21 protein-coding genes and 3 pseudogenes are annotated in these 20,515 nt (G+C 42.6%); 18 read left to right on the top strand and 6 right to left on the bottom strand.

All coding sequences use genetic code 11. From position 1 onward, the window contains the following. Positions 1 to 9: 9 nt before the first annotated feature. From MKP07_RS39175 to MKP07_RS20975, 6 genes and pseudogenes are all read right to left on the bottom strand, one after another. Positions 10 to 815, bottom strand: a pseudogene (locus MKP07_RS39175) (GntT/GntP/DsdX family permease). A 47-nt stretch (positions 816 to 862) separates the two neighbouring features. Continuing rightward, complete coding sequence (locus MKP07_RS20995; RefSeq protein WP_240848924.1) at positions 863 to 1,366, bottom strand: gluconokinase; 504 nt, start codon at positions 1,364 to 1,366, stop codon at positions 863 to 865. A 69-nt stretch (positions 1,367 to 1,435) separates the two neighbouring features. Beyond that, positions 1,436 to 1,855: a response regulator transcription factor gene (locus MKP07_RS20990; protein WP_240848923.1), complete on the bottom strand. Its 420-nt coding sequence runs from the start codon at positions 1,853 to 1,855 to the stop codon at positions 1,436 to 1,438. Continuing rightward, a complete protein-coding gene (locus MKP07_RS20985; protein WP_240848922.1) occupies positions 1,852 to 2,097 on the bottom strand; it encodes a response regulator in 246 nt (81 codons plus the stop codon). Before MKP07_RS20985 ends, MKP07_RS20990 begins: the two co-directional genes overlap by 4 nt. Before the next feature lie 39 nt (positions 2,098 to 2,136). Beyond that, complete coding sequence (locus MKP07_RS20980; RefSeq protein WP_240848921.1) at positions 2,137 to 2,814, bottom strand: sensor histidine kinase; 678 nt, start codon at positions 2,812 to 2,814, stop codon at positions 2,137 to 2,139. Next, on the bottom strand, positions 2,811 to 3,560 hold the full coding sequence (locus MKP07_RS20975; RefSeq protein WP_240848920.1) for a hypothetical protein: 750 nt from the start codon (positions 3,558 to 3,560) through the stop codon (positions 2,811 to 2,813). Before MKP07_RS20975 ends, MKP07_RS20980 begins: the two co-directional genes overlap by 4 nt. 220 nt (positions 3,561 to 3,780) lie before the next feature. Between MKP07_RS20975 and MKP07_RS20970 the strand changes: the two genes are divergently transcribed. The 18 genes and pseudogenes from MKP07_RS20970 to MKP07_RS20885 all read left to right on the top strand — a co-directional run bounded on the left by MKP07_RS20970 (position 3,781) and on the right by MKP07_RS20885 (position 20,233). Next, positions 3,781 to 4,509 carry a TonB-dependent receptor plug domain-containing protein gene (locus MKP07_RS20970; RefSeq protein ID WP_240848919.1) on the top strand — a complete coding sequence of 243 codons (729 nt, stop codon included), beginning with the start codon at positions 3,781 to 3,783 and terminating at the stop codon, positions 4,507 to 4,509. A gap of 130 nt (positions 4,510 to 4,639) precedes the next feature. Next, positions 4,640 to 6,862 carry a SusC/RagA family TonB-linked outer membrane protein gene (locus MKP07_RS20965; protein ID WP_240850977.1) on the top strand — a complete coding sequence of 741 codons (2,223 nt, stop codon included), beginning with the start codon at positions 4,640 to 4,642 and terminating at the stop codon, positions 6,860 to 6,862. Positions 6,863 to 6,901: 39 nt separating this feature from the next. Continuing rightward, entirely contained in the window at positions 6,902 to 8,710 is a 1,809-nt protein-coding gene (locus tag MKP07_RS20960; RefSeq protein ID WP_240848918.1) for a RagB/SusD family nutrient uptake outer membrane protein, read from the top strand. 22 nt (positions 8,711 to 8,732) lie between these two features. Further along, positions 8,733 to 9,518, top strand: a complete 786-nt coding sequence (locus MKP07_RS20955) for a DUF1735 domain-containing protein (protein WP_240848917.1) — start codon at positions 8,733 to 8,735, stop codon at positions 9,516 to 9,518. Positions 9,519 to 9,772: 254 nt separating this feature from the next. Continuing rightward, positions 9,773 to 10,498 carry a hypothetical protein gene (locus tag MKP07_RS20950; protein WP_240848916.1) on the top strand — a complete coding sequence of 242 codons (726 nt, stop codon included), beginning with the start codon at positions 9,773 to 9,775 and terminating at the stop codon, positions 10,496 to 10,498. Beyond that, positions 10,411 to 10,959 (top strand): hypothetical protein, encoded by a 549-nt coding sequence (locus MKP07_RS20945; RefSeq protein ID WP_240848915.1) that lies wholly within the window; start codon positions 10,411 to 10,413, stop codon positions 10,957 to 10,959. Before MKP07_RS20950 ends, MKP07_RS20945 begins: the two co-directional genes overlap by 88 nt. Continuing rightward, positions 10,913 to 11,188 (top strand): hypothetical protein, encoded by a 276-nt coding sequence (locus MKP07_RS20940; protein WP_240848914.1) that lies wholly within the window; start codon positions 10,913 to 10,915, stop codon positions 11,186 to 11,188. Before MKP07_RS20945 ends, MKP07_RS20940 begins: the two co-directional genes overlap by 47 nt. Before the next feature lie 130 nt (positions 11,189 to 11,318). Continuing rightward, positions 11,319 to 12,623, top strand: a complete 1,305-nt coding sequence (locus tag MKP07_RS20935) for an alpha-L-fucosidase (protein ID WP_240848913.1) — start codon at positions 11,319 to 11,321, stop codon at positions 12,621 to 12,623. A 168-nt stretch (positions 12,624 to 12,791) separates the two neighbouring features. After that, the gene (locus MKP07_RS20930; RefSeq protein ID WP_240848912.1) at positions 12,792 to 15,056 is read left to right on the top strand and encodes a GH92 family glycosyl hydrolase; all 2,265 of its coding nucleotides are present in this window, start codon (positions 12,792 to 12,794) and stop codon (positions 15,054 to 15,056) included. A gap of 81 nt (positions 15,057 to 15,137) precedes the next feature. Further along, a complete protein-coding gene (locus MKP07_RS20925) occupies positions 15,138 to 15,281 on the top strand; it encodes a hypothetical protein (protein WP_240848911.1) in 144 nt (47 codons plus the stop codon). Then, positions 15,242 to 15,955 (top strand): basic secretory protein-like protein, encoded by a 714-nt coding sequence (locus MKP07_RS20920; protein WP_317236065.1) that lies wholly within the window; start codon positions 15,242 to 15,244, stop codon positions 15,953 to 15,955. The genes MKP07_RS20925 and MKP07_RS20920 overlap by 40 nt, the downstream gene beginning before the upstream one ends. Positions 15,956 to 16,008: 53 nt before the next feature. Then, positions 16,009 to 16,527 (top strand): annotated as a pseudogene (locus tag MKP07_RS20915) (hypothetical protein); the annotation flags it as partial. Further along, the gene (locus MKP07_RS20910; protein ID WP_317236064.1) at positions 16,491 to 16,952 is read left to right on the top strand and encodes a glycoside hydrolase domain-containing protein; all 462 of its coding nucleotides are present in this window, start codon (positions 16,491 to 16,493) and stop codon (positions 16,950 to 16,952) included. The pseudogene MKP07_RS20915 and the gene MKP07_RS20910, both read left to right, overlap by 37 nt. A 91-nt stretch (positions 16,953 to 17,043) precedes the next feature. Next, the gene (locus MKP07_RS39170; protein ID WP_394803683.1) at positions 17,044 to 17,466 is read left to right on the top strand and encodes a glycoside hydrolase domain-containing protein; all 423 of its coding nucleotides are present in this window, start codon (positions 17,044 to 17,046) and stop codon (positions 17,464 to 17,466) included. Further along, entirely contained in the window at positions 17,412 to 17,909 is a 498-nt protein-coding gene (locus tag MKP07_RS39165) for a glycoside hydrolase family 92 protein (protein WP_262919399.1), read from the top strand. Before MKP07_RS39170 ends, MKP07_RS39165 begins: the two co-directional genes overlap by 55 nt. A 29-nt stretch (positions 17,910 to 17,938) precedes the next feature. Next, positions 17,939 to 18,706, top strand: a complete 768-nt coding sequence (locus MKP07_RS20900) for a hypothetical protein (RefSeq protein WP_240848909.1) — start codon at positions 17,939 to 17,941, stop codon at positions 18,704 to 18,706. 17 nt (positions 18,707 to 18,723) lie between these two features. Further along, positions 18,724 to 19,892 (top strand): annotated as a pseudogene (locus MKP07_RS20895) (GH92 family glycosyl hydrolase). Continuing rightward, positions 19,775 to 20,233: a glycoside hydrolase domain-containing protein gene (locus MKP07_RS20885; RefSeq protein WP_317236062.1), complete on the top strand. Its 459-nt coding sequence runs from the start codon at positions 19,775 to 19,777 to the stop codon at positions 20,231 to 20,233. The pseudogene MKP07_RS20895 and the gene MKP07_RS20885 overlap by 118 nt, the downstream one beginning before the upstream one ends. Positions 20,234 to 20,515: the final 282 nt, after the last annotated feature.

Below are 20,515 nucleotides of genomic sequence, written 5' to 3'. Positions count from 1 at the left end.
TGAAAACACCTAAAAAAGAATGGCCATTAATACCGCTATCAGCAGTGACATACCCGGATCACCGATAAATAAAAGAAATTGCTGCAGTGATCCATCCGGGGGTTTATACCCTTGCAATACAAGTGTAGATATCGCCAGTAAAATAACCGGCACCAGGGCTATTAACAAGCTAATGCCAAATCCCGGTGGTTTAACTAAAGCCTCGGATTGCTGGCTGAATATTCCTGCCGGAGGCTTTGTGCTGATTTTTTTATCCATTCGGGAAACCATATTCCGGCAATTAACAAAACCGGGATGGAGATACCGAGCCCATATAAAAGTGTTAAACCGATATCGGCTTTAAAGATACTGGCAATAGCGGTTGGGCCCGGATGGGGAGGCAGAAACCCATGTGTAACAGAGAGTGGCGCCGCCATAGCAATGGCCAGGTAGATGAGAGAAGTTCTGGTTTCATAAGCAATGGTAAAAACCAATGGAATAAGTACTACAAATCCTGCGTTATAGAAAAGCGCTAACCCAACGCTAAAGCTGGTGAGGCAAACAGCCAGCTTGGCATTACGATTACCAAATAATTTAAGCAGGCGGTTACTGATTTGCCGGGTAGCACCGGTTTCCGTCAGGATACTGCCCAACATCACTCCAAACCCTAATACAGCAATTACCGACCCGAGTATATCTCCCATCCCTTTTGAGATAGCGGCCATACAGGTAGCAGGCTGCATCCCATTGGTTAAACCGATAAATAATGCTGTAATGAACAAAGCTATAAAAGCATTGAGCCTGGCGCCGGCAATGAGTAGCAGCAATAGCGCCATGCCTAGTATAAGCAGGGTTATAGGATTCATACAATCGTTTTATTCAATCAGGCAAAATGTTTCAGAACCACAGCTATTGTTGCTTCAAGGCTTTCCTGCACTTCAATAGTAACCACATCGTCTTCCGATTCATCAGGTTCCTCAAGCAGCTCAAACTGGCTTCCCAATAAACTAACCGGCATAAAATGACCGCTTCTTGTTGCCAGCTGTTGCAGCACTTTATCGTAAGAAGCCTTAAGATACACAAACACCACAGAAGCAATGCCCGACCGAAGCCTGTCGCGGTACCTTCGCTTTAATGCCGAACAGGTAATAAGACCAGCCTTTCCCGAATTATTCATTATCACAGCTTCCCGCACAATAGTATTGAGCCACCCCTCCCGGTCTTCATCTGTTAACGCTATACCCTGGCTCATTTTATCAACGTTTACCTGAGGGTGCAGATCATCCCCATCTATAAAAATACGTTGCTGCACCTTCGCAATAGCTTCACCTACGGAAGTTTTTCCACTACCGGAAACACCCATTACTATGACAATTGAGGCCATCATTCCATTAATGTGACTAAAGGTATTACTTCACGCTAAAAATAAAACCGACACCGTAGACGTTTTCAATCTTCACTTTTTCGATTCAGCCAGCAGCTTGCGCAACCTGGATATAAATACATCCAGGCTTCTTCCTAAAAAATAATCGTTCTCGCCCCAAAGCTGAACCAAAATATCTTCCCGCTTAATGACCGCGTTTTTATTCTGATACATATATTCAAGCAGGCTGGCTTCTCTCACTGTGAGTGAAATACTTTTGCCTGCGTTGCCTACAGACATTTTAAATACATCCTTGCGAAAAATAACATCTCCTATTTTTAGTGTATTTCCGCTATCCTCTTCCATTTCAGCGGTTATCGCTTTATTATTTCTCCGGATAATATTGGTAACCCTCAATACCAGCTCATCTATATCAAATGGTTTATTGATATAATCGTCAGCACCCAATTTTAAACCCGCAATACGGTCTTTCTTTTCATTTCGCGCTGTCAAAAAAGAAAAGGTATGGTATCATCTGCCTTTTTGATCTCTTCGGCAAATTGAAAGCCATTCATACCCGGCAACTGTATATCTGTTATCAACAAATCGTAGTAACCGGGTGTTTGCTTAAAAGTATTCAAAGCTTCTTCTGCAGTGGTTCTCAGTTCCACTTCAAAATTCATTAGTTGAAGATATTGCTTCACCACGTTACCCAGGTCTACTTCATCTTCTACAAAAAGAATTTTACTCTTCATCTGATTAAATAATTTGTCTCCAACAATAACCCCATTATTTTAAAGGGGAATAATAATACTAAAATCTGTTCCTGATTTTTCAACCGTATCCACCTGCAGCTGCCAGCGATGCGCTTCTATACATTGTTTGGTATAATAAAGTCCTAGCCCCAGGCCTTTTACAGCCTTATTATCTATAGACTTTGTGCTGCGATAGAATTTATCAAAAATATTCTTGAAGTCACCGGCAGATATCCCCACTCCGTTGTCTACGATATGCACCGTGAGCTTTTTATCAGTTTCGGTTGTAAAGATACTGATGCGTTTAATAGCGCTGGTATTGTATTTAATGCCGTTTTCTATAATATTCACAATCATGGTGGTCACCCAGAACCTGTCCAGCAAAACAGTATGTTGCGCTCCTGTTTCTTTAAAGCTGATCTCTATCTGCCGGTTGTCAGCCTGTATCATATAATCATCTACCACATCTTTCAATAAACCCTCTACCATAACCGACTCTTTCTGCAAAGTAGATTCATTCATCATCGTGATATCGATTACTTGCTTGAACAGGCTATTCAACCTTTCCGCCTGCCGGCTGATGACGCCGGTAAGAGAAGCTACCATTTCTTTATTGTCTTTCACCTGGTCTTTGCCCAGCGTTTTATTCGCAACGATAATTGCAGATAAAGGCGTTTGAAATTCATGATTAATGCTATTCACAAAATCCGATTTCATTTCTGCCAGCTTTTTTGTTTTGACCAGTTCCTGAACGTAATATAAAATATGGTAGCCAGTGAAAGAATAGAAAACAACGATAACAGAAAAGTAGGCAGCATACGCGCAATGATGGCCCGCATGCGATGCGGTGTATCTGTATACAGTGAGAAGCCGATCCTGTTAGAGTAAGCGGTGGGCGTACTAATCGTAATATTGGAAACAAGATTGGAAGGGCCTGCATTTTGTAGAGAACCGCTGACAACTATGCCTTTGTTCTGAAATGCATTATCCAAACCCTCATATTGCTTAAACTTATCATAAAGCGTTACATATTGCTGACCATTAAAAGTCACACTGATATGGTCGATTGTTGAAAGCCAGATAAGGTCATCCTCCAGCTTATTATCTCTTATAATAGCCGTCATCAGGCTATCCACATTACTTGCTGCTCTCAAACTTACCGCAATACTATCGATCACCAGCTGGCTATAGCCCTCGAAATGCACTGAATCTGATTTATACAACCGCTCCAGTTCATACATGTTCCTGTTTAAAAAACTATCAATGATAGCCTGTCCACCAGGGAATAATTTATCATTACGGATGGCATTACTATAATCTTCCTTGATCAGTTTAGACTCAGCCAGAAAAAACTGATCATTTTTAAGCTCAAAAGTATTGTACACTAAAAAGTATTGTACACCCGCCAGTATCACAAAACTCGCGATCGCAATAAACCTGACATTGAATATAGAAGATGACATTATGATTAAATAGAGATAAAACTACCGATTGAAAACAATTTTATTGCAATATTAAAAATCTGTTAACAATCTGTTGGGTTTTTGTTATTAAGATGTTATAGAAACCTTAAATACTTTCAACCGGTCAAAATGAGAATAAGGCTTAGAGTTTAAAATTGACGCGATTGCTCCATACGATACGTAAACTATTTTCTAACATACGATTAAACAAGTAAAAACGATGACAAAACAAACACTGCTGAAAGTGTGTGCTTTCCTGTTTTTGTTCAATCTTTTGGTATTGCCGGAACTGAAGGCACAACAGGAGATTACAATTACCGGAACAGTTAAAGACCCACTCAATGCCCCCATGGTTGGCGTATCTATTGAAAATGTAAGATCCAACCAGGCCGTTACTTCTAATGAAAACGGAGCGTTCTCTATCCAGGCTATTAAAGGAGACAGTATTATTGCAACCTTTGTTGGCTATAAAGATTATCGATGGAAATTTACTGACAGGATAGACATCCAGATTGTAATGGAAGCCACCTCCGGCAGCATGGAAGATGTGGTAGTGGTTGGATTCGGACAGCAGCGTAAGATCAGTACTGTTGGTGCCCAGTCAACCGTAAATGTAGAAGACCTCAAACAACCAGTAGCCAATCTGAGTGCAGCTTTAGCCGGCCGTATAGCCGGTTTAATTGGTGTACAGCGTTCAGGATTACCCGGATCAAACGGGGCAGATCTCTGGATCAGGGGGATCTCCAACTTTGGTGGCGGCAACTCTACTTCACCGCTGGTGGTAGTAGATGGGGTAATTGGTCGCGACATCAATGCATTTGACCCGGAAGATATCTCTTCGTTTTCTATCCTGAAAGACGCATCAGCTACTGCTGTTTATGGCGTGGCCGGTGCGAATGGCGTTATCCTTATCACTACCAAAAAGGTAGATCAGCAAAGCCTTCGTTAAGCTTTAACTACAACCAGGGCTTTAATACCTTCACCAAGCTACCTGAATTAACGGATGGAATCACCTATATGCAATTGCGTAATGAAGCGTTGGTTGCAAGCGGGCGCACCCTGAGTACTCGCAGGCTTATATTGACAGCACCGTAGCTGGCAATCAGCCTTATTTATATCCTAACGTAGACTGGATGAAAACAATCTTCCAGAAATCTTCTTATAACAGGAGAGCCAACTTTAATGCCCGTGGTGGATCAGATGTAGCCAACTACTATGTTGGTCTTTCGTATTATGAAGAAAACAGCTTGCTGAAGTTAGACGACCTTGCCGATTACAATGCGGATGCTAAGTTTCGCAGGATCAACTTTACATCTAATGTAAATATGAACTGGACGAAAACGACCAAGTTTGAATTAGGTGTACAAGGTTATGTTACCAATACCAATATGCCAGGTACGAGTCCACAGGAGGCATTTTCCAGGGTAATGCAAACCAACCCGGTACTATACCCTGTTATGTACCCCGGCAATTTGCTACCTGCAGTGAATCAGTCTACAGATGCACAACCTAACCCTTACGGACTTATTACTCAGAGAGGTTATGTTAATACGGCGAGCAACCAATTGTATTCGAATGCTAGATTGACACAAGATCTGGCCGGCCTGCTGAAGGGTTTATCGGCTACTGTTCTGTATTCATTTGATGTTTGGAACTCTCATTCTATATCACGTACCCGTAACAGGAGTGCCTACCAAATCGACCGTGGAAACCCTTACAATGCAGATGGTTCACTTAATTTAACGATCGTACAAAATGGTTCTGATGATTTGGGTTATGGTACTGGTAGCGGCGCTAACAGGAGAAATTACCTCGAAGGCGCTATTAACTACAATAATCAGTTTGGTAAGCATGCTGTAACAGGTATGTTCTTGTTCAACCAAAGAGAGGACATCAGCTCCAATGCAGGAACCCTGATTGAATCGATACCTTTCAGATTACAAGGTATCGTTGGCCGTGCTACTTATGCGTACGACAATAAATACTTTGGAGAGTTCAACTTCGGATACAACGGATCTGAAAACTTTGCCCCTGAAAATCGCTATGGTTTCTTCCCATCCATAGGTGTGGGTTGGGTAATATCTAACGAAAAATTCTTTGAGTCATTAACTGAGGCCATCCAATTTTTTAAAATCCGTTATTCAAATGGTATAGTTGGCTCCGGATCAGGCGGACGTAGATTTGGGTTCTTAGACATCGTTAACGGCAGTGCCGCAGGCTATACTTTCGGTTTAGGCTCTACCACATCAGGCTTTGGTGGTACTGCTATTTCCGAATATGGAAGTATGGTAAGATGGTCTGAAATGAACAAGCAGAACCTGGGTATAGAATTTAAAACCCTGAACAATAAAATTTCTGCAACAGTTGATTTATTCAGTGACAATCGCACAGGCATATTTCTACAACGTGGTGTACTGATGGATTATGTAGGTTTGATCAGTGTGCCTTACGGCAACCTGGGCAGAATGACCAATAAAGGTTTAGATTTCACAGTCGAAACCACCCCTATTGCTATCGGCAAAACTTATTGGGACTTCAGAGCTAATTTAACCTATAATCGCGACCTGATCATCGAAAACGATCAGCCGGTACAACCTTTCCCGTACATGGAAAGAAGAGGGCAAAATGCTTTGGCCAGATATGGATATGTTGCCATTGGACTGTTTGAAGACGAGGCGGATATTCAAAACAGCCCGCTGCAAAGAACAGGTGCTGTTCGCCCTGGTGATATCAAATACAAAGATTTAAATGGAGATGGATTGATTGATGCCAATGACATTACACGAATTGGAAACGGCGATGTACCCAACATCATTTGGGGCGGTAGCTTTAATGTAACCTGGAAACAGTTCTATATCGGAGCATTTTTCCAGGGAACTTCAGGTGCAGACAGGATGTTAGGCGGAGATGGTATGATTCCGTTTAATAATAGCACTGGTGCTGAAAGAAGCAATTTATTCATGGCAGCAACAGATCGCTGGACTCCTGAAAATCCAAATCAAAACGCATTATATCCCAGATTAGGCTGGGGTTCTGTAGTGAACCAGAACAATGCGGTTGGAAGCAGCTGGTGGGTAAAGGATATGGATTTTATTCGCTTAAAAACATTTGATCTAGGGTATAATGTGCCTAAGGGAACCTTTAGCAGTCTTGGATTGAAAAATGCCAGAATATATGCGCAGGGTGTGAACCTCTTTTACTGGAGTAAGTTCAAATTATGGGATCCGGAAATCAACTCAAACAACGGTTCATCTTATCCAAATATCAGAACTATATCGTTTGGTATTCAAGCCAACTTTTAATCAAATTTCATGGCCATCAAATGATTTAAAATAATAATAATGAAAAAGTCACTTATATACACAATGGTGGTATCTGTGTTGCTTGCTACAACTTCATGTAGTAAATACCTGGACCAGATACCGGACAATATTCTGACAGCAGAGGAAATATGGAAATCGAAGAGCAGAACAGAAAACTTCCTGGCCAATATCTACGCTGCGCTCCCGAATGAACATCAGCAAAGGTTCGTTAATACGACTAACTCAGGTCCCTGGATCGCTGCGTCCGATGAGAGTAAGTACACATGGGATTTCAACTATGCGAATAATATGAATTCGAGCGTTTGGGCCAACAACAACGGTCAGGTGGCGCATTATTGGAGAGAGTATTATCGTGCCATAAGAAATGCCACTTACTTTATGCAAAATGCACAAAAAACCGATCCGGCAGAAATAGACGCGACGATGATCACCAGGTACATCGCAGAAGCCAGGGCATTAAGGGCTTACTATTACTTTCAATTGATCAGGATATATGGGCCTGTAATTATTTTAGGCGATGAGTTACTGGACTTTGAAGCAGACCTCAGCACATTAAAACTTCCGCGAAACAGCTTCGATGAATGCGTTGACTTCATCGTTTCGGAATTAGACAAAGCTTATGCTGATCTACCGGTAAGACCAGTTGACGTAAGAGAATCCGGAAGAATGACCAAAGGGATCGTAAAAGCTTACAAAGCAGAAACCCTGCTATTAGCTGCAAGTCCTTTATTTAATGGCAATACCCAGTATGCTTCTTTAAAAAATGCTGATGGCAAGCAATTGATTAGCCAGAGCTACGATGCCAACAAATGGAAAATTGCATCGGACGCGCACAAAGCATTTATTGATGAATTTGTGCCAACAGTATATGACCTGTTTGTTCAGGCCAATGCCAATCCTTTTATGCAGGCTTATCTTTCTACACGAAATGTAATGACACAGGACTGGAATCCGGAATGGATATTTGCCCGCAGCATGTCTCCCAACAATATGGAATATGACCGTACTCCCAAGCATGTAGGTTTCATTGCTGCAACTCAAGGTGGTGGTGCCAATGGTGTAACGCAAACGATGGTGGATGCTTACTTTACCGCAAATGGAAGACCTATTACGGACCCCAACTCTGGCTATCTTTCTACCGGGTTCTCTAACTTTCAGGCCCCTTTTGATGTACAGGCCAGAAGCACGTTCAATCAATGGACAGGCCGCGAAGCCAGGTTTTATGTAGGTGTAACTTATAACAGAAGCTATTGGTTATTTCAACAAGGTAGCAGTACCCAGGTAATCACTATAATGGAGTATAACGGTAATTCCGGACGGGTGCAAAGTTTATCAGATGTAACACCAACCGGTTATATTGTTCGCAAAAACACAGCAGGCAACGGCAATAACCGTGGCGCTTTGTTGCTTCGTCTGGCCAATATTTACCTTAATTATGCTGAAGCATTAAATGAGGCTGAACCCGGCAACGCAGATATTCTGCGATATGTAAACCTAATCAGGAAAAGGGCAGGCATACCTGAGTATGGAAGTACGGAATTGGAAGCACCTTCAGGACAAGCAGCGGTTAGAGAGGCCATACGCAGAGAAAGAAGAGTTGAACTGGCTTTTGAAAGCGTTAGATACTTTGATACCCGCCGTTGGAAAATTGCAGAGCAAACTAATTCGGGTGATTTTTACGGGATGAACCTGCAAGCCAGTGGTGATGCATTCTATACTAAAACATTACTGGAAACGAGGAAGTTTTTACCCCGCGATTATCTATGGGCTATTCCTAATAATGAAGTACTGAAAAATGAATTGTTAGTGCAGAACACAGGCTGGTAATTCAACATTAAAACCACAACAAATGAAATTTAATATAAAAAACTTAGGCATTGGTGCAGTAGTAGCGGGAACCTTCCTTTTCTCCTGCAACAAGCCCAACGAGATAACCTTAGATACAGAAGGCACTTTATATATGGCAACCGCCATAGATGAAAAAGCCAAGTTCAATCTTTTCCTGGCAGACACGGCGCAAACTATTGCTTTTGGCGCGGCCTACAGCGGGCTTGGGTTTCCCGACAGCGACATCCCGGTTTCTTTTACAGTACAGAATGATCTTATTGCAGCTTTTAATCAGGCCAATGGCACTAACTATATGTCATTTCCGGAAAATGCGTATTCTGTATCAGGTCTTACTACCGTTATCAAAGCAGGCAAAACCACCTCTGTTCCTTTAAGCATTTCTATTCTTTCAAATAAACTGGACAGGGATGAGAAGTATATACTCCCCATTAGGTTGGAGACTCCCGCAGGCACAAAAGTATCTTCTAATCTGCAAACCACTTACTTCAGACTGGAAAGTATAGTTCGTAAAGAAACGGACATTACCGACTTATCGAAACTAACAGTATCACAAGAGCACAGGGATGGATCAGGTGCTAATGAAGCTTCGCCTAAATTAGTGGATAACAATGCTGCGAGCAAGTTTTTACTTCATACATTCCCAGCCGGATTCTGGGCACAGCTCACTTTTGTAGATGCAAAAGTAATTGGTGGCTACAGGTTAATTTCGGGCGGAGATGCCCCGAAAGAGACCCTAAGGACTGGCAGATTCTCGGATCAAATGACGGAACGAACTGGACTACATTAGACACCAGAGTTGGCTTTATGTTCGCAGCCAGAGGTCAGACCCAGTTTTTCGAGTTTGAAAATGAAACGCCTTACAGGTTTTACAGGCTTTCTATTTCGGCACTTAGAACGAATGCAATAGGCGGACTATTCCAATTGGCAGAATGGAGGTTAATCACATTTAAGTAGCCTCGTAAATACTTTATTTTACTTAACAATGGCCGGTGTAGTTGGTTAGCAACGTTCACACCGGCCATTTGTATGAATCGAAAAAATATGAGATTATTTCTTTTTACAAAATTGGCGGTTATCCTCCTCGCTGCAGCAGGCTGCGGTAAGAAGACCCTGCCTAACACATCAGCTCCTCCCGCATCCACAACTGCGGCTATCGACACGTCAACCTATCCTCCCTACACATGGCAGGAGCATTGGTTTGATCACAGACAACTAATAAAGCGTGTTCATTTTAATGAAAATGTAGCCATATATTTTGACGATGATGTAAGCCGGGAAAAAACAAGCTGGTTATTTGGCATGGTAGATAGCGCGTGGGCCTACACTAAAAAAGAATATGGAAGCTTTGGTAAAACAGATACTAGCAACCGCTTATTTGCCATTTTTCATACCAATAAATATGGGGGCGGTCATCCCGGCACCTACCTGGGCCAACGTCACGACTTTCGTAATGTGATAGATCTGGGCGCAGGCGCTAACGCCTGGATTCACCAGACCGACTGGGAGCTTAGTGCCACCATTCATGAAATATCGCATATAGTAGAAGGTGCCTCAAAAGGAGTTAGAGAATCTCCTGCCTTTGATATTTGGGGAGACAGTAAATGGGCTGAAATTTATGTATATGATATTTACAGCTACCTGGGCAGGACTGACATTCAAAAAGGGTGTTTGATGAATGCATGGCAAAAACGGATAGTTATCCCAGGGCTAATACGGCCTGGTTCAGGAACTGGTTTTTCCCTATTTACAATCAACACGGAAAAGTAAAAGTGCTCAACAGATTTTTTGAATTGCTCGCTAACCATTTCCCTAAAAGGCTGGGAAGCGACGGAATATCCACCTACACCCGACGAATGAATATGGGTGAGTTCATCCATTTCTGGAGCGGCGCAGCTGGTGTGGACCTTTCTTTCAGAGCTCAAATGACTTTTGGTGCAAAAGACAGGGCCGGATCAGATTGGCAACCACAGTTCGAAAAAGCAAAAACAGACTTCCCCGGTGTTACTTATACTTTGGATCCGACATATGGCGTCAACCTCTCAAAAACGGCACAGCTGGAAGTAAGTAAAGACAACGAGGGTGGGGCTAACAGTGCAGAAGGCTCCGTGAAGCTGATTGACCTGGATAATAACAGCAAATTTTTGGTGAAAGGTTTTACTACAGGGTTTAACGTTGCAAACATTGGGTGCTCCGGCAACAGCCAATGCCTACCTGCTCACATCTGGTAACGACACCCCTTCCCGTGATCCGAAAACATGGGTGCTGGAAGGCTCGCAGGATAAAACAAACTGGATAACGCTGGATACCAAAAACAACCAGATCTTCTTATACCGCAACGAAACAAGGGTCTTTGATTTTACTAATACCGCAGCATATAAACATTACCGCCTGCGCATCACCCAAACTGCGGGTAGCGCTGACATTCAGTTAAGTGAATGGCTATTGCTAAAAAAATAACGTAGGTAGCTTAAAGATCCGTTAACAATCGCTTCAAAATCTGTTAGCTAATATTATTAAAAACTATGTTTATTTTTAGCTATCATAAACAATGCTGCAACCAGGCAATATATGTTTAACATAAATAGCAATGACAAACTGTAAAAAAACGATAAATTCCTTACTCGCAATCGCCTGCATTCTTTTGCAAACGGTACAGACTGCCTCCGCTCAGCTAAAAGTCGTCAATGACAAATTACCAGCTTTACAACAGGCATTTGTTGACCTTAGGTTTGGTATGTTTATACATTTCAATATACCTACTTATATGAACCAGGATTGGGCAGACCCCGAGGCATCCCCTTCCCTGTTCAATCCCACCCGGTTGGATTGTAACCAATGGGCACAGGCGGCAAAAAGCGCCAATATGAGCTATGGTTGCCTCACTACCAAACATCATAGCGGCTTTAGCATCTGGGATACAAAGACTACTCCGTACAACGTAATGAACAGCCCGCTAAAGCGTGATGTAGTAAAGGAGTTTACCAATGCTTTCAGAAAGGCGGGGCTAAAAGTGATGCTCTATTACTCTATATTAGATACGCATCATAAATTAAGACCTAATAGCATTACGCCCGCTCATATAAAAATGGTTAAAGACCAGGTAACTGAGCTGCTAACAAAATATGGCAAAATAGAGGCGTTAATTATTGATGGATGGGACGCACCCTGGTCGAGGATCAGCTACGACGATATTCCTTTCGAAGAGGTATACCTGCTCATAAAAAAGCTGCAACCCGATTGCCTGGTAATGGATCTCAACGGTGCTAAATATCCTGCCGAAGGAATGTTCTACACCGACATTAAAACCTACGAAATGGGCGCGGGACAAAAAGTACAGGAGGACAAAAACCGTATGCCTGCACTGGCTTGCCTGCCCATTAATTCATCCTGGTTCTGGAAAGACAACTTCCCAACCACCCCGGTAAAAGAACCTGCAAAACTGGTGAATGACCTGATCATCCCGCTTAACAATGCCAATTGTAATTTCATCCTGAATGTAGCGCCCAATAAAGATGGCCTAATCGATGACAATGCTTTAGCTTCTTTAACAGAGGTGGGGAAATTGTGGAATAATAAAGGGCCTGCTGCAACTTTGCCAACATTAGACGCTCCCATCATTTCACATAACCTGGCTACAGGAAAACCATCCAATTCAAGCTGGAGCGATGATATGAACATCATGGATTTTGCCAATGATGACCGATACACAACATCATGGGTATCCAATGCAACGGTAAAAAATCCCTGGTACGAAATCGATCTGAAAAATGCTACACCATTCAATGCCATATCGATAACAGAATCACACCCCAATATCAACCAATACCGCATCGAATATTTTTTAAACGGCAGCTGGAAGACGATAGTAAATGGTGATATTAAAAAAATGTAAAAGTTCATCGTTTCCCCCTGGTAACCGGATCAAAGATCAGGATACACATACTGGAAGCCCGACAACAAGTGTCTATCGCTGAATTAGGTGTTTATAAAGAGAAAAATTAGTTCCCAAGAAATCAATAAATAAAATGAAAAAATCCTGCTGCCTCTTGTCTCCTGTGTATTGTCATTATACGCATTAGCACAAAGCAATAGTAACCCAACAGAGCTTGTTGATTACGTTAACCCGCTGATGGGTACCGACTCCAAAGGAAGCCTTTCCAACGGTAATACCTACCCGGCCATTGGCTTACCCTGGGGTATGAATTTATGGACCCCTCAAACCGGCAATAATGGCAACGGGTGGCAATACACTTATGCTTCAGACAAAATAAGAGGCTTTAAACAAACCCACCAGCCCTCTCCCTGGATGAATGACTACGGTATGTTCTCGCTCATGCCTGTTACCGGAAAGGCAGTAGCCGACCAGGATGGCAGAGCCAGTTGGTTCTCGCATAAGGCTGAAGTGGCCAAGCCGTACTATTATAGCGTTTACCTGGCAGACCATGATGTAACTACTGAAATTACGCCAACAGAAAGGGCTGCTTATTTCAGGTTTACCTTTCCCAAAACGGACAGTGCATTTGTGGTAATCGATGCATTTGATAAAGAATCTTATGTAGAGATCATCCCTTCGCAAAATAAGATCATCGGTTATACAACCAAATATGCACGTGGCCGGTTGAAGAATTTTAAAAACTATTTTGTTATCCAGTTCGATCGTCCTTTTACCAGCACAGGTACGTGGGTAGACAAAGACATTACCAGGGGTTCTTTAAAACTGCTGGAGCAAAAAAACAGCGGAGCTATTGTAGGCTTTGCTATATCAAAACGAGGCGAAAAAGTACAAGCTAAAGTAGCATCATCCTTTATCAGCCAGGAGCAGGCCGAAATTAACCTGAAAGAAATTGGCAACCGTAATTTCGACCAGGTTGCAGCAGCGGGTCGCAGTACCTGGAACAAAACCCTTGGTACTATTAAAGCAGAAAGCAAGAATACAGATCAACTACGCACTTTTTACTCCTGCTTATACCGGATGGTGTTCTTCCCCAATAAATTATATGAAATTGATGCAAAAGGAAAAGTAATGCATTACAGCCCTTATACCGGCGAAGTATTACCTGGCTATATGTTTGCCGGTACCGGATTTTGGGACACTTTCCGCGCACTCTACCCCTTCTTAAACTTTGCCTTCCCTTCTATTAATAAAGAAATGCAGGAAGGACTCATCAACGATTATAAAGAAGGCGGCTTCCTTCCTGAGTGGAGCAGCCCGGGATATGCAGATATTATGATCGGCAATAACTCAGCCTCGGTGGTATCTGACGCCTATATTAAAGGTGGCCGCGGCTATGATATACAAACACTTTACAAAGCCTTGCAGCATGGCGCTAACAACGAAGGCCCGATGACTGCTGTAGGACGTAAAGGTGTTAAATACTATAATGAATTGGGTTATGTACCGTATGACGTAGGTATTAACGAAAATGCCGCACGTACACTGGAGTACGCCTATGATGATTTTACTATTTATCAATTGGCGAAGGCCCTCAACCGACCTAAAGAAGAAATAGAGCTGTACAAAAAGCGCAGCCTGAATTATAAAAACCTTTTTGATGCAGAGCATAAACTGATGCGGGGCAAGAATAAAGACGGCCAGTTTCAAAAACCATTCAATCCGCAAAAATGGGGTGATGCGTTTACAGAAGGGAACAGCTGGCATTACTCCTGGAGTGTATTCCACGATATTAACGGCTTAATTCAGTTAATGGGCGGCAAGAAAGACTTTATCACCATGCTGGATTCGGTTTTCATTATGCCTCCTACTTTTGACGACTCTTACTACGGCGGTGTGATACACGAGATCAGGGAAATGCAGATTATGAATATGGGTCAGTATGCACATGGCAACCAGCCCATTCAACACATGATCTATCTTTACAATTATGCCGGCGAACCCTGGAAAACCCAATACTGGAGCAGGGAAGTAATGGACAAACTTTACTTCGCTACGCCTGATGGTTATTGCGGTGATGAAGACAACGGGCAAACTTCTGCCTGGTATGTATTTTCAGCAATGGGCTTCTACCCTGTTTGCCCGGCCACCGATCAATATGTTTTAGGCTCTCCCCTCTTCGATAAAATAACCGTTACACTTGAAAACGGCAAACAGGTGGTGATCACCTCTAACAATAACAATAAGAACAACCGGTATGTAAATGCGTTTAAATTTAATGGCGCGAATTATACCAAAAACTGGATTAGCCATTTTGATTTGCAGAAAGGTGCTAAACTTGATTTTACGATGAGCAGTGCACCCAATACAACCAAGGGAACTAAAGATGCGGAATTCCCCTACTCACTTTCAACCGATCCGAAATCCAAATAACAATTCCATCTAAGCAATAAAAAAACAACAGTTCAATCAGGACTGTTTGTTTTTATCACCCATAAAAATACTCTGACAAAAATGAAGAAGATAATCGCAGGAATAGGACTTCTAACCCTTATAGCCACTAACAATAATGTACAGGCTCAAAAAGAGCCTGGGAAGATGTTGACCTTACAGGAGCCATTAGCAACGACACCATCAAAAGAAAAAAATTCACAATAGTATTTATCAACAAGTCGGAAAAATTCAGTCCAAAGACAGGTGACCGGATGATCGAAACATTTTTCAAAGTGTATCCCCAGGAGGCAAAATTGTACAATAAGAACACCCGGAAGTTAGTTACATTTGTAATCGACCCTGAATATACGGCAGTTGCAGCGGCTTCGGGTGGTGTAATAAAGGTAAATCCTGAATGGATGATCAAAAACCCGGAAGACCTGGATGTGGTAACACATGAAGCGATGCATATTGTGCAAAGCTACCCAGGATGGGCCGGTCCGGGATGGATTACAGAAGGTATTGCTGATTATGTTCGTCATAAGCTGGGTGTAAACAATGCAGCTTCCAAATGGAGCCTTCCGGCATTAACCGACAAACATAAGTATACCGATGCCTATCGTGTAACAGCACGGTTCTTTGTATGGGTTGAAAAAACTATAATAAAAAGATGGTGCAGAAACTGGATCATGCTATGCGAACTAAAACTTATACCCAAGATTTCTGGGCTAAAGAAACCGGTAAAACGGTTGATGAGCTTTGGGATCTTTATAAAAAAATCCGGCAATCTAAACATGAGACAAGGGGTACTTGCTATCGGGATATTGTTGATCTCTATGGCGTCGATAGCTCAAAACAAAACAACATTCACAGCTGCTGAATACGTTAATGTTTTTTAGGCACTTCGGGCGATCACGGACAGCTATCACCGGCAGCAAGCTACCCTTTTAGTTATATGAACATTGTGCCGCAAACCTATCCCAAAACTCATACCGGGTACGAATATTATGCAAAGGAGTTTAAGGGTTTCGCGCACACCGTTTTTGAAGGTGTTGGTTGCAGGGGCAGCGGAGGCAATATCCTGGTAAAACCTTTTTTAAAAAATGCCGATGATGTACTGGAGAAAACCAGCCAGGCAGGAACACCTGGAAGCTATGCCGTACAATTCGCTAACAAAATAGCTGCAGATTTTGTAGTGGGCGAAAAATACGGCCAGCATATTTACAGCTTCCCTAAAGGCCATCAGGGCCTGTCGATCGATCTGTCTTATAGCTTATCTAACGGTTTTAAAAATGCCTCTTACACCATATCAGGTAGCACGGTACAAGGATGGATTGAAGCAGGAACAACCTGTGGTGCCGCGTTTATAAGCTATATTTTTATCTTTCGGCAAATCCTTCCGTCAGTTGGCAACAAAAAGCAACTAACCAGCTCATTGCTGAATGGGAAAGCCAGGCGCCTGAAAAAATAATACTCAAAATAGGGCTTTCATCGGTAAGCGAATCTTATGCTAAAGCTGCGATATCTACTGGCAGTTTTACAGAACAGCAACAACAAACGAAGAAAGCATGGAATGAGGTATTGCAGCGAATCAGTGTATCGGGAGCTGATGAGCCTAAAAAATCACTGTTTTACTCTTTATTATATCGTGCCATTCAATCTCCCTATAATACCAGTGAGCCCGACGGAACTTACCGGGCCAACGATGGCAGCCTGCAGAAAAGTAAAGAACCTTACTACAATGGCTGGTCTGTATGGGACAACTACAAAACCCAACTCCCTCTTATTTCTCTGGCTTACCCAGACCGCTTCAAACCTATTGCCCACTCATTAGCCCAATTATATTTATACGGCAAAAAGACTATGCCACAGCGACGGAGCCATCCAATACAGTGAGAACCGAACATGCTGTAGTTGTATTACTAGATGCCTACAGGAAAGGCGTAGCCATTGATTTCAATAAGATATATGAGCCACTGAAAAAGAGATTGATGGATTAGATTTCAGTAAGCCCGATAAAGCATTAGAATCCTGCTACGACACCTGGGCATTTGCTGAGATATGTTCCATTTTGAATAAAACAGCAGAAGCCAATGCCTACAAACAAAAAGCCCTGTCATACAAAGATTATTGGAACAAAGACTTTAAAGACCTTACTAAAAGAGACGTAGACCAGATGCAGGCCCGGGGTTTGTACCAGGGAACTATCTGGCAGTATCGCTGGTTTGTTCCTTTTGATGTTGCAGGATTGATCGAACTAACCGACGGAGAAACTAATTTCATTGATCAGCTAAAAACCTTTTTCAGCAAAGATCTTTATAATCACGCTAATGAACCGGATATACGGCACCGGCGATGTTTAACCCTACCAGCGCCTATCCCCTGTCCCAATATTGGATGCACACCATAGCAGCAGATACTATTGTGCAATACTATTTTAACGACAATAGCAAAGGCATTGATCCCTTTGTTGGACCTGTTTATAAAAATCAGCCAAAGGCTTTGTTAAGGACCATGGATGATGATGGCGGCGCTATGTCGGCCTGGTATGTTTTTGCAGCAATGGGGCTTTATCCGGCTGTTGTAGGCGAGCCGGTATATTACCTGCATGTTCCGCAATTTCAAAGTATCGACTTACCCATATCTGGCAATAGCCGTTTTCGCATCCACATAAAAAACTATAACCCCAGGCATAAATACATTAAAAGTCTTTACCTCGATGGTAAACCATACACTAAAAACTACCTGTTGCATAGTGACATCATGAAAGGAGGACAACTAATTATAGAAACGGCAGAAAATATAAACGGGGCTAACACGCAACTGGAAACATGGCGTAGCAAATATCAATAATTCTAACAAGCATTTTCAAACAGATAATAATGAGCTATAAAGCAATAAAACTGTCCATAGCCGCCCTTTTAGCAGGAGGCACATTGCAGGCACAAAACAATAACCTGGTTCAATATGTGAACCCGTTGATTGGCACGGCTAAGATGGGGCATACCTATCCGGGAGCAACGGTTCCTTTTGGTGCGGTACAGTTAAGCCCCGACACGGATACCATACCTTATGCAGGCCCTGATGGGAAATACACCGGTACAGCTTATCGCTATTGTGCAGGATATCAATATGATGACCCAACTATTGTAGGGTTTAGTCATACACATTTCAGCGGCACCGGCCATTCTGACCTCGGCGATTTCCTGATCATGCCCACGACCGGCCAACTACAGTTAAACCCGGGAACAGCCGACAAGCCCGAAACAGGCTACCGCAGCCGTTTCAGCCACAGCAACGAGGTAGCAGCGCCCAACTATTATAAAGTAAAACTCGACGACCACAATATCCTGGCTGAAATGACCACTACAACCCGTGTGGGCGTGCACCAGTATACTTTTCCCAAATCAGATGATGCACATATCATCCTCGACCTGATGCATGGTATTTATAATTATGATGATAAGAACACCTGGACTTTTGTAAGGGTGGAAAACGATACTTTAATTACAGGCTACAAGCAAACACATGGCTGGGCTAAAACCCGTACTGTATATTTCGCCATGAGCTTTTCCAAGCCCATTCAAAGCTATGGCTATGCACAATTTAAAAGCAGGTATACCAGGGCTTCTGGCGACGGTTTAATGTAACCCAGAATTTTCCTGAAATGATCGGGCAAAACCTGCGTGCTTATTTCAACTTCAAAACGGAGCAGGATGAAAAAATTAAAGTAAAATTTGCTTTATCTCCTGTTAGTACAGTGAATGCACTGGAAAACCTTCGCGTTGAAACGCCATCATGGGATTTTGCAGCTATAAAAGCGCAGGGACAGCAACAATGGAACCAGGAGCTGAACAAGATACAGGTGGAAGCTTTGAGTAAAGACGACATGACCAACTTTTACACAGCCATGTATCACACTTTCCTTGGACCTACCGTGTACAGCGATCTAAATGGCCAGTATAAAGGACTAGATCAGAACGTCCATACTGCTAAGAACTTCACCAACTATACCACTTTTTCACTCTGGGATACCTACAGAACACTTCACCCCTTCTTCAACCTGGTACAACCCAAACGAAATAGTGATATGATCCAAAGTATGCTGGCGCACCAGCAACAAAGTGCCCATAAAATGCTACCCGTATGGAGTCATTATGCCAATGAAAACTGGTGTATGAGCGGCTATCACTCAGTACCTGTTATTGCAGATGCTATTGTGAAAGGGGTAAAAGGATTTGATTACAACAAAGCATTGGATGCCTGCATCACCACTGCCAACGTAAAGTACTATGATGGGTTGGAGGATTACATCCGTTTAGGCTATATTCCTGATGATAAACGCGGCAACTCAGTTTCTACTACACTTGAATATGCATTTGACGACTGGAGCATTGCCATGGCAGCTAAAAAGCTTGGAAGAAATGATGTTTATGAAACTTTTATCAAAAGATCGCAAAACTGGAAAAATGTATATGACGCTTCAATCGGCTATATGCGGCCCAAAAGCAGTGACGGTAGTTTCAAAAAGAGTTTGACATCCTCTCTACTCATGGCCAGGGCTTTATTGAAGGTAATGCCTGGAACTTCAGCTTATTTGTTCCGCATGACCCCAAAGGCATGATTGAAGCCATGGGTGGCAATAAAAGATTCCTGCCCCATCTGGACTCCCTGTTTACCATGCATTTACCTGATGAATTTTTGCGCACACGGAGGATATTACCCGTGAGGGAATTATCGGCAACTATGTGCATGGTAACGAGCCATCGCACCATGTGGCATACCTCTACAATTTCACCAGCCAGCCCTGGAAAACACAGGAGCGGGTACGCATGATCCTTAAAAAGCAATATAAGGCGGCTATTGATGGATTAGGAGGCAATGATGATTGCGGGCAGATGAGCGCCTGGTATATTTTCACCGCTTTAGGCTTCTACCCTTTTGCTCCCGGTAGCGAAACCTACCAGTTGGGAAGTCCGGCGGTTAAAAAAGCGGTGATCCGGTTAGAGAATGGCAATACCCTAACCGTAGATGCAAAGAACCAGTCGGATAAAAATGTATATGTGTCCAAAGTAACCTTTAATGGCATACCTGTAAAAGGAACGTCCATTGATCATAGTACATTAACAGCCGGTGGCAACTTGGTTTTTTATATGTCGGCAAAGCCATCCAAATAAATTAACAACCTACCAGTACGAGCCCGGATTCGGTCCGGGCTTTTTTGTGCAGGTGCTGGCCGCCTTTAAATACAAGGCGAGCAATTCTGGCTGCATTATTGCTTATTGGCCCAACAAAATAGTATAGGCCGATACTACACAACGAATAATAAATCATCCACGGCGGATTTATATTATCAGGACGGGTACAGCTATATTATTTTAGATTTGTAAAGATTTACAGAGACACCGTATTAATGGTTTACAGTATAAATAAGTGCTGATACGGTAGCTATTCAACGA

It is taken from the genome of Paraniabella hibiscisoli, from assembly GCF_022512515.1.
GTDB lineage: Bacteria > Bacteroidota > Bacteroidia > Chitinophagales > Chitinophagaceae > Niabella > Niabella hibiscisoli.
The sequence above is the reverse complement of the archived record's forward strand: the minus strand, read 5'-3'. Positions and strand labels throughout refer to the sequence as shown.

Coding starts and splice junctions, on each gene's coding strand:
- MKP07_RS20975 (WP_240848920.1), bottom strand. CDS start 3,560: ATGTCATCTTCTATATTCAATGTCAGGTTTATTGCGATCGCGAGTTTT.
- MKP07_RS20950 (WP_240848916.1), top strand. CDS start 9,773: ATGAGATTATTTCTTTTTACAAAATTGGCGGTTATCCTCCTCGCTGCA.
- MKP07_RS20935 (WP_240848913.1), top strand. CDS start 11,319: ATGACAAACTGTAAAAAAACGATAAATTCCTTACTCGCAATCGCCTGC.
- MKP07_RS20925 (WP_240848911.1), top strand. CDS start 15,138: ATGAAGAAGATAATCGCAGGAATAGGACTTCTAACCCTTATAGCCACT.
- MKP07_RS20985 (WP_240848922.1), bottom strand. CDS start 2,097: ATGAAGAGTAAAATTCTTTTTGTAGAAGATGAAGTAGACCTGGGTAAC.
- MKP07_RS39165 (WP_262919399.1), top strand. CDS start 17,412: ATGTTTAACCCTACCAGCGCCTATCCCCTGTCCCAATATTGGATGCAC.
- MKP07_RS20980 (WP_240848921.1), bottom strand. CDS start 2,814: ATGAAATCGGATTTTGTGAATAGCATTAATCATGAATTTCAAACGCCT.
- MKP07_RS20945 (WP_240848915.1), top strand. CDS start 10,411: ATGGCAAAAACGGATAGTTATCCCAGGGCTAATACGGCCTGGTTCAGG.
- MKP07_RS20995 (WP_240848924.1), bottom strand. CDS start 1,366: ATGATGGCCTCAATTGTCATAGTAATGGGTGTTTCCGGTAGTGGAAAA.
- MKP07_RS20960 (WP_240848918.1), top strand. CDS start 6,902: ATGAAAAAGTCACTTATATACACAATGGTGGTATCTGTGTTGCTTGCT.
- MKP07_RS20955 (WP_240848917.1), top strand. CDS start 8,733: ATGAAATTTAATATAAAAAACTTAGGCATTGGTGCAGTAGTAGCGGGA.
- MKP07_RS20970 (WP_240848919.1), top strand. CDS start 3,781: ATGACAAAACAAACACTGCTGAAAGTGTGTGCTTTCCTGTTTTTGTTC.
- MKP07_RS20900 (WP_240848909.1), top strand. CDS start 17,939: ATGAGCTATAAAGCAATAAAACTGTCCATAGCCGCCCTTTTAGCAGGA.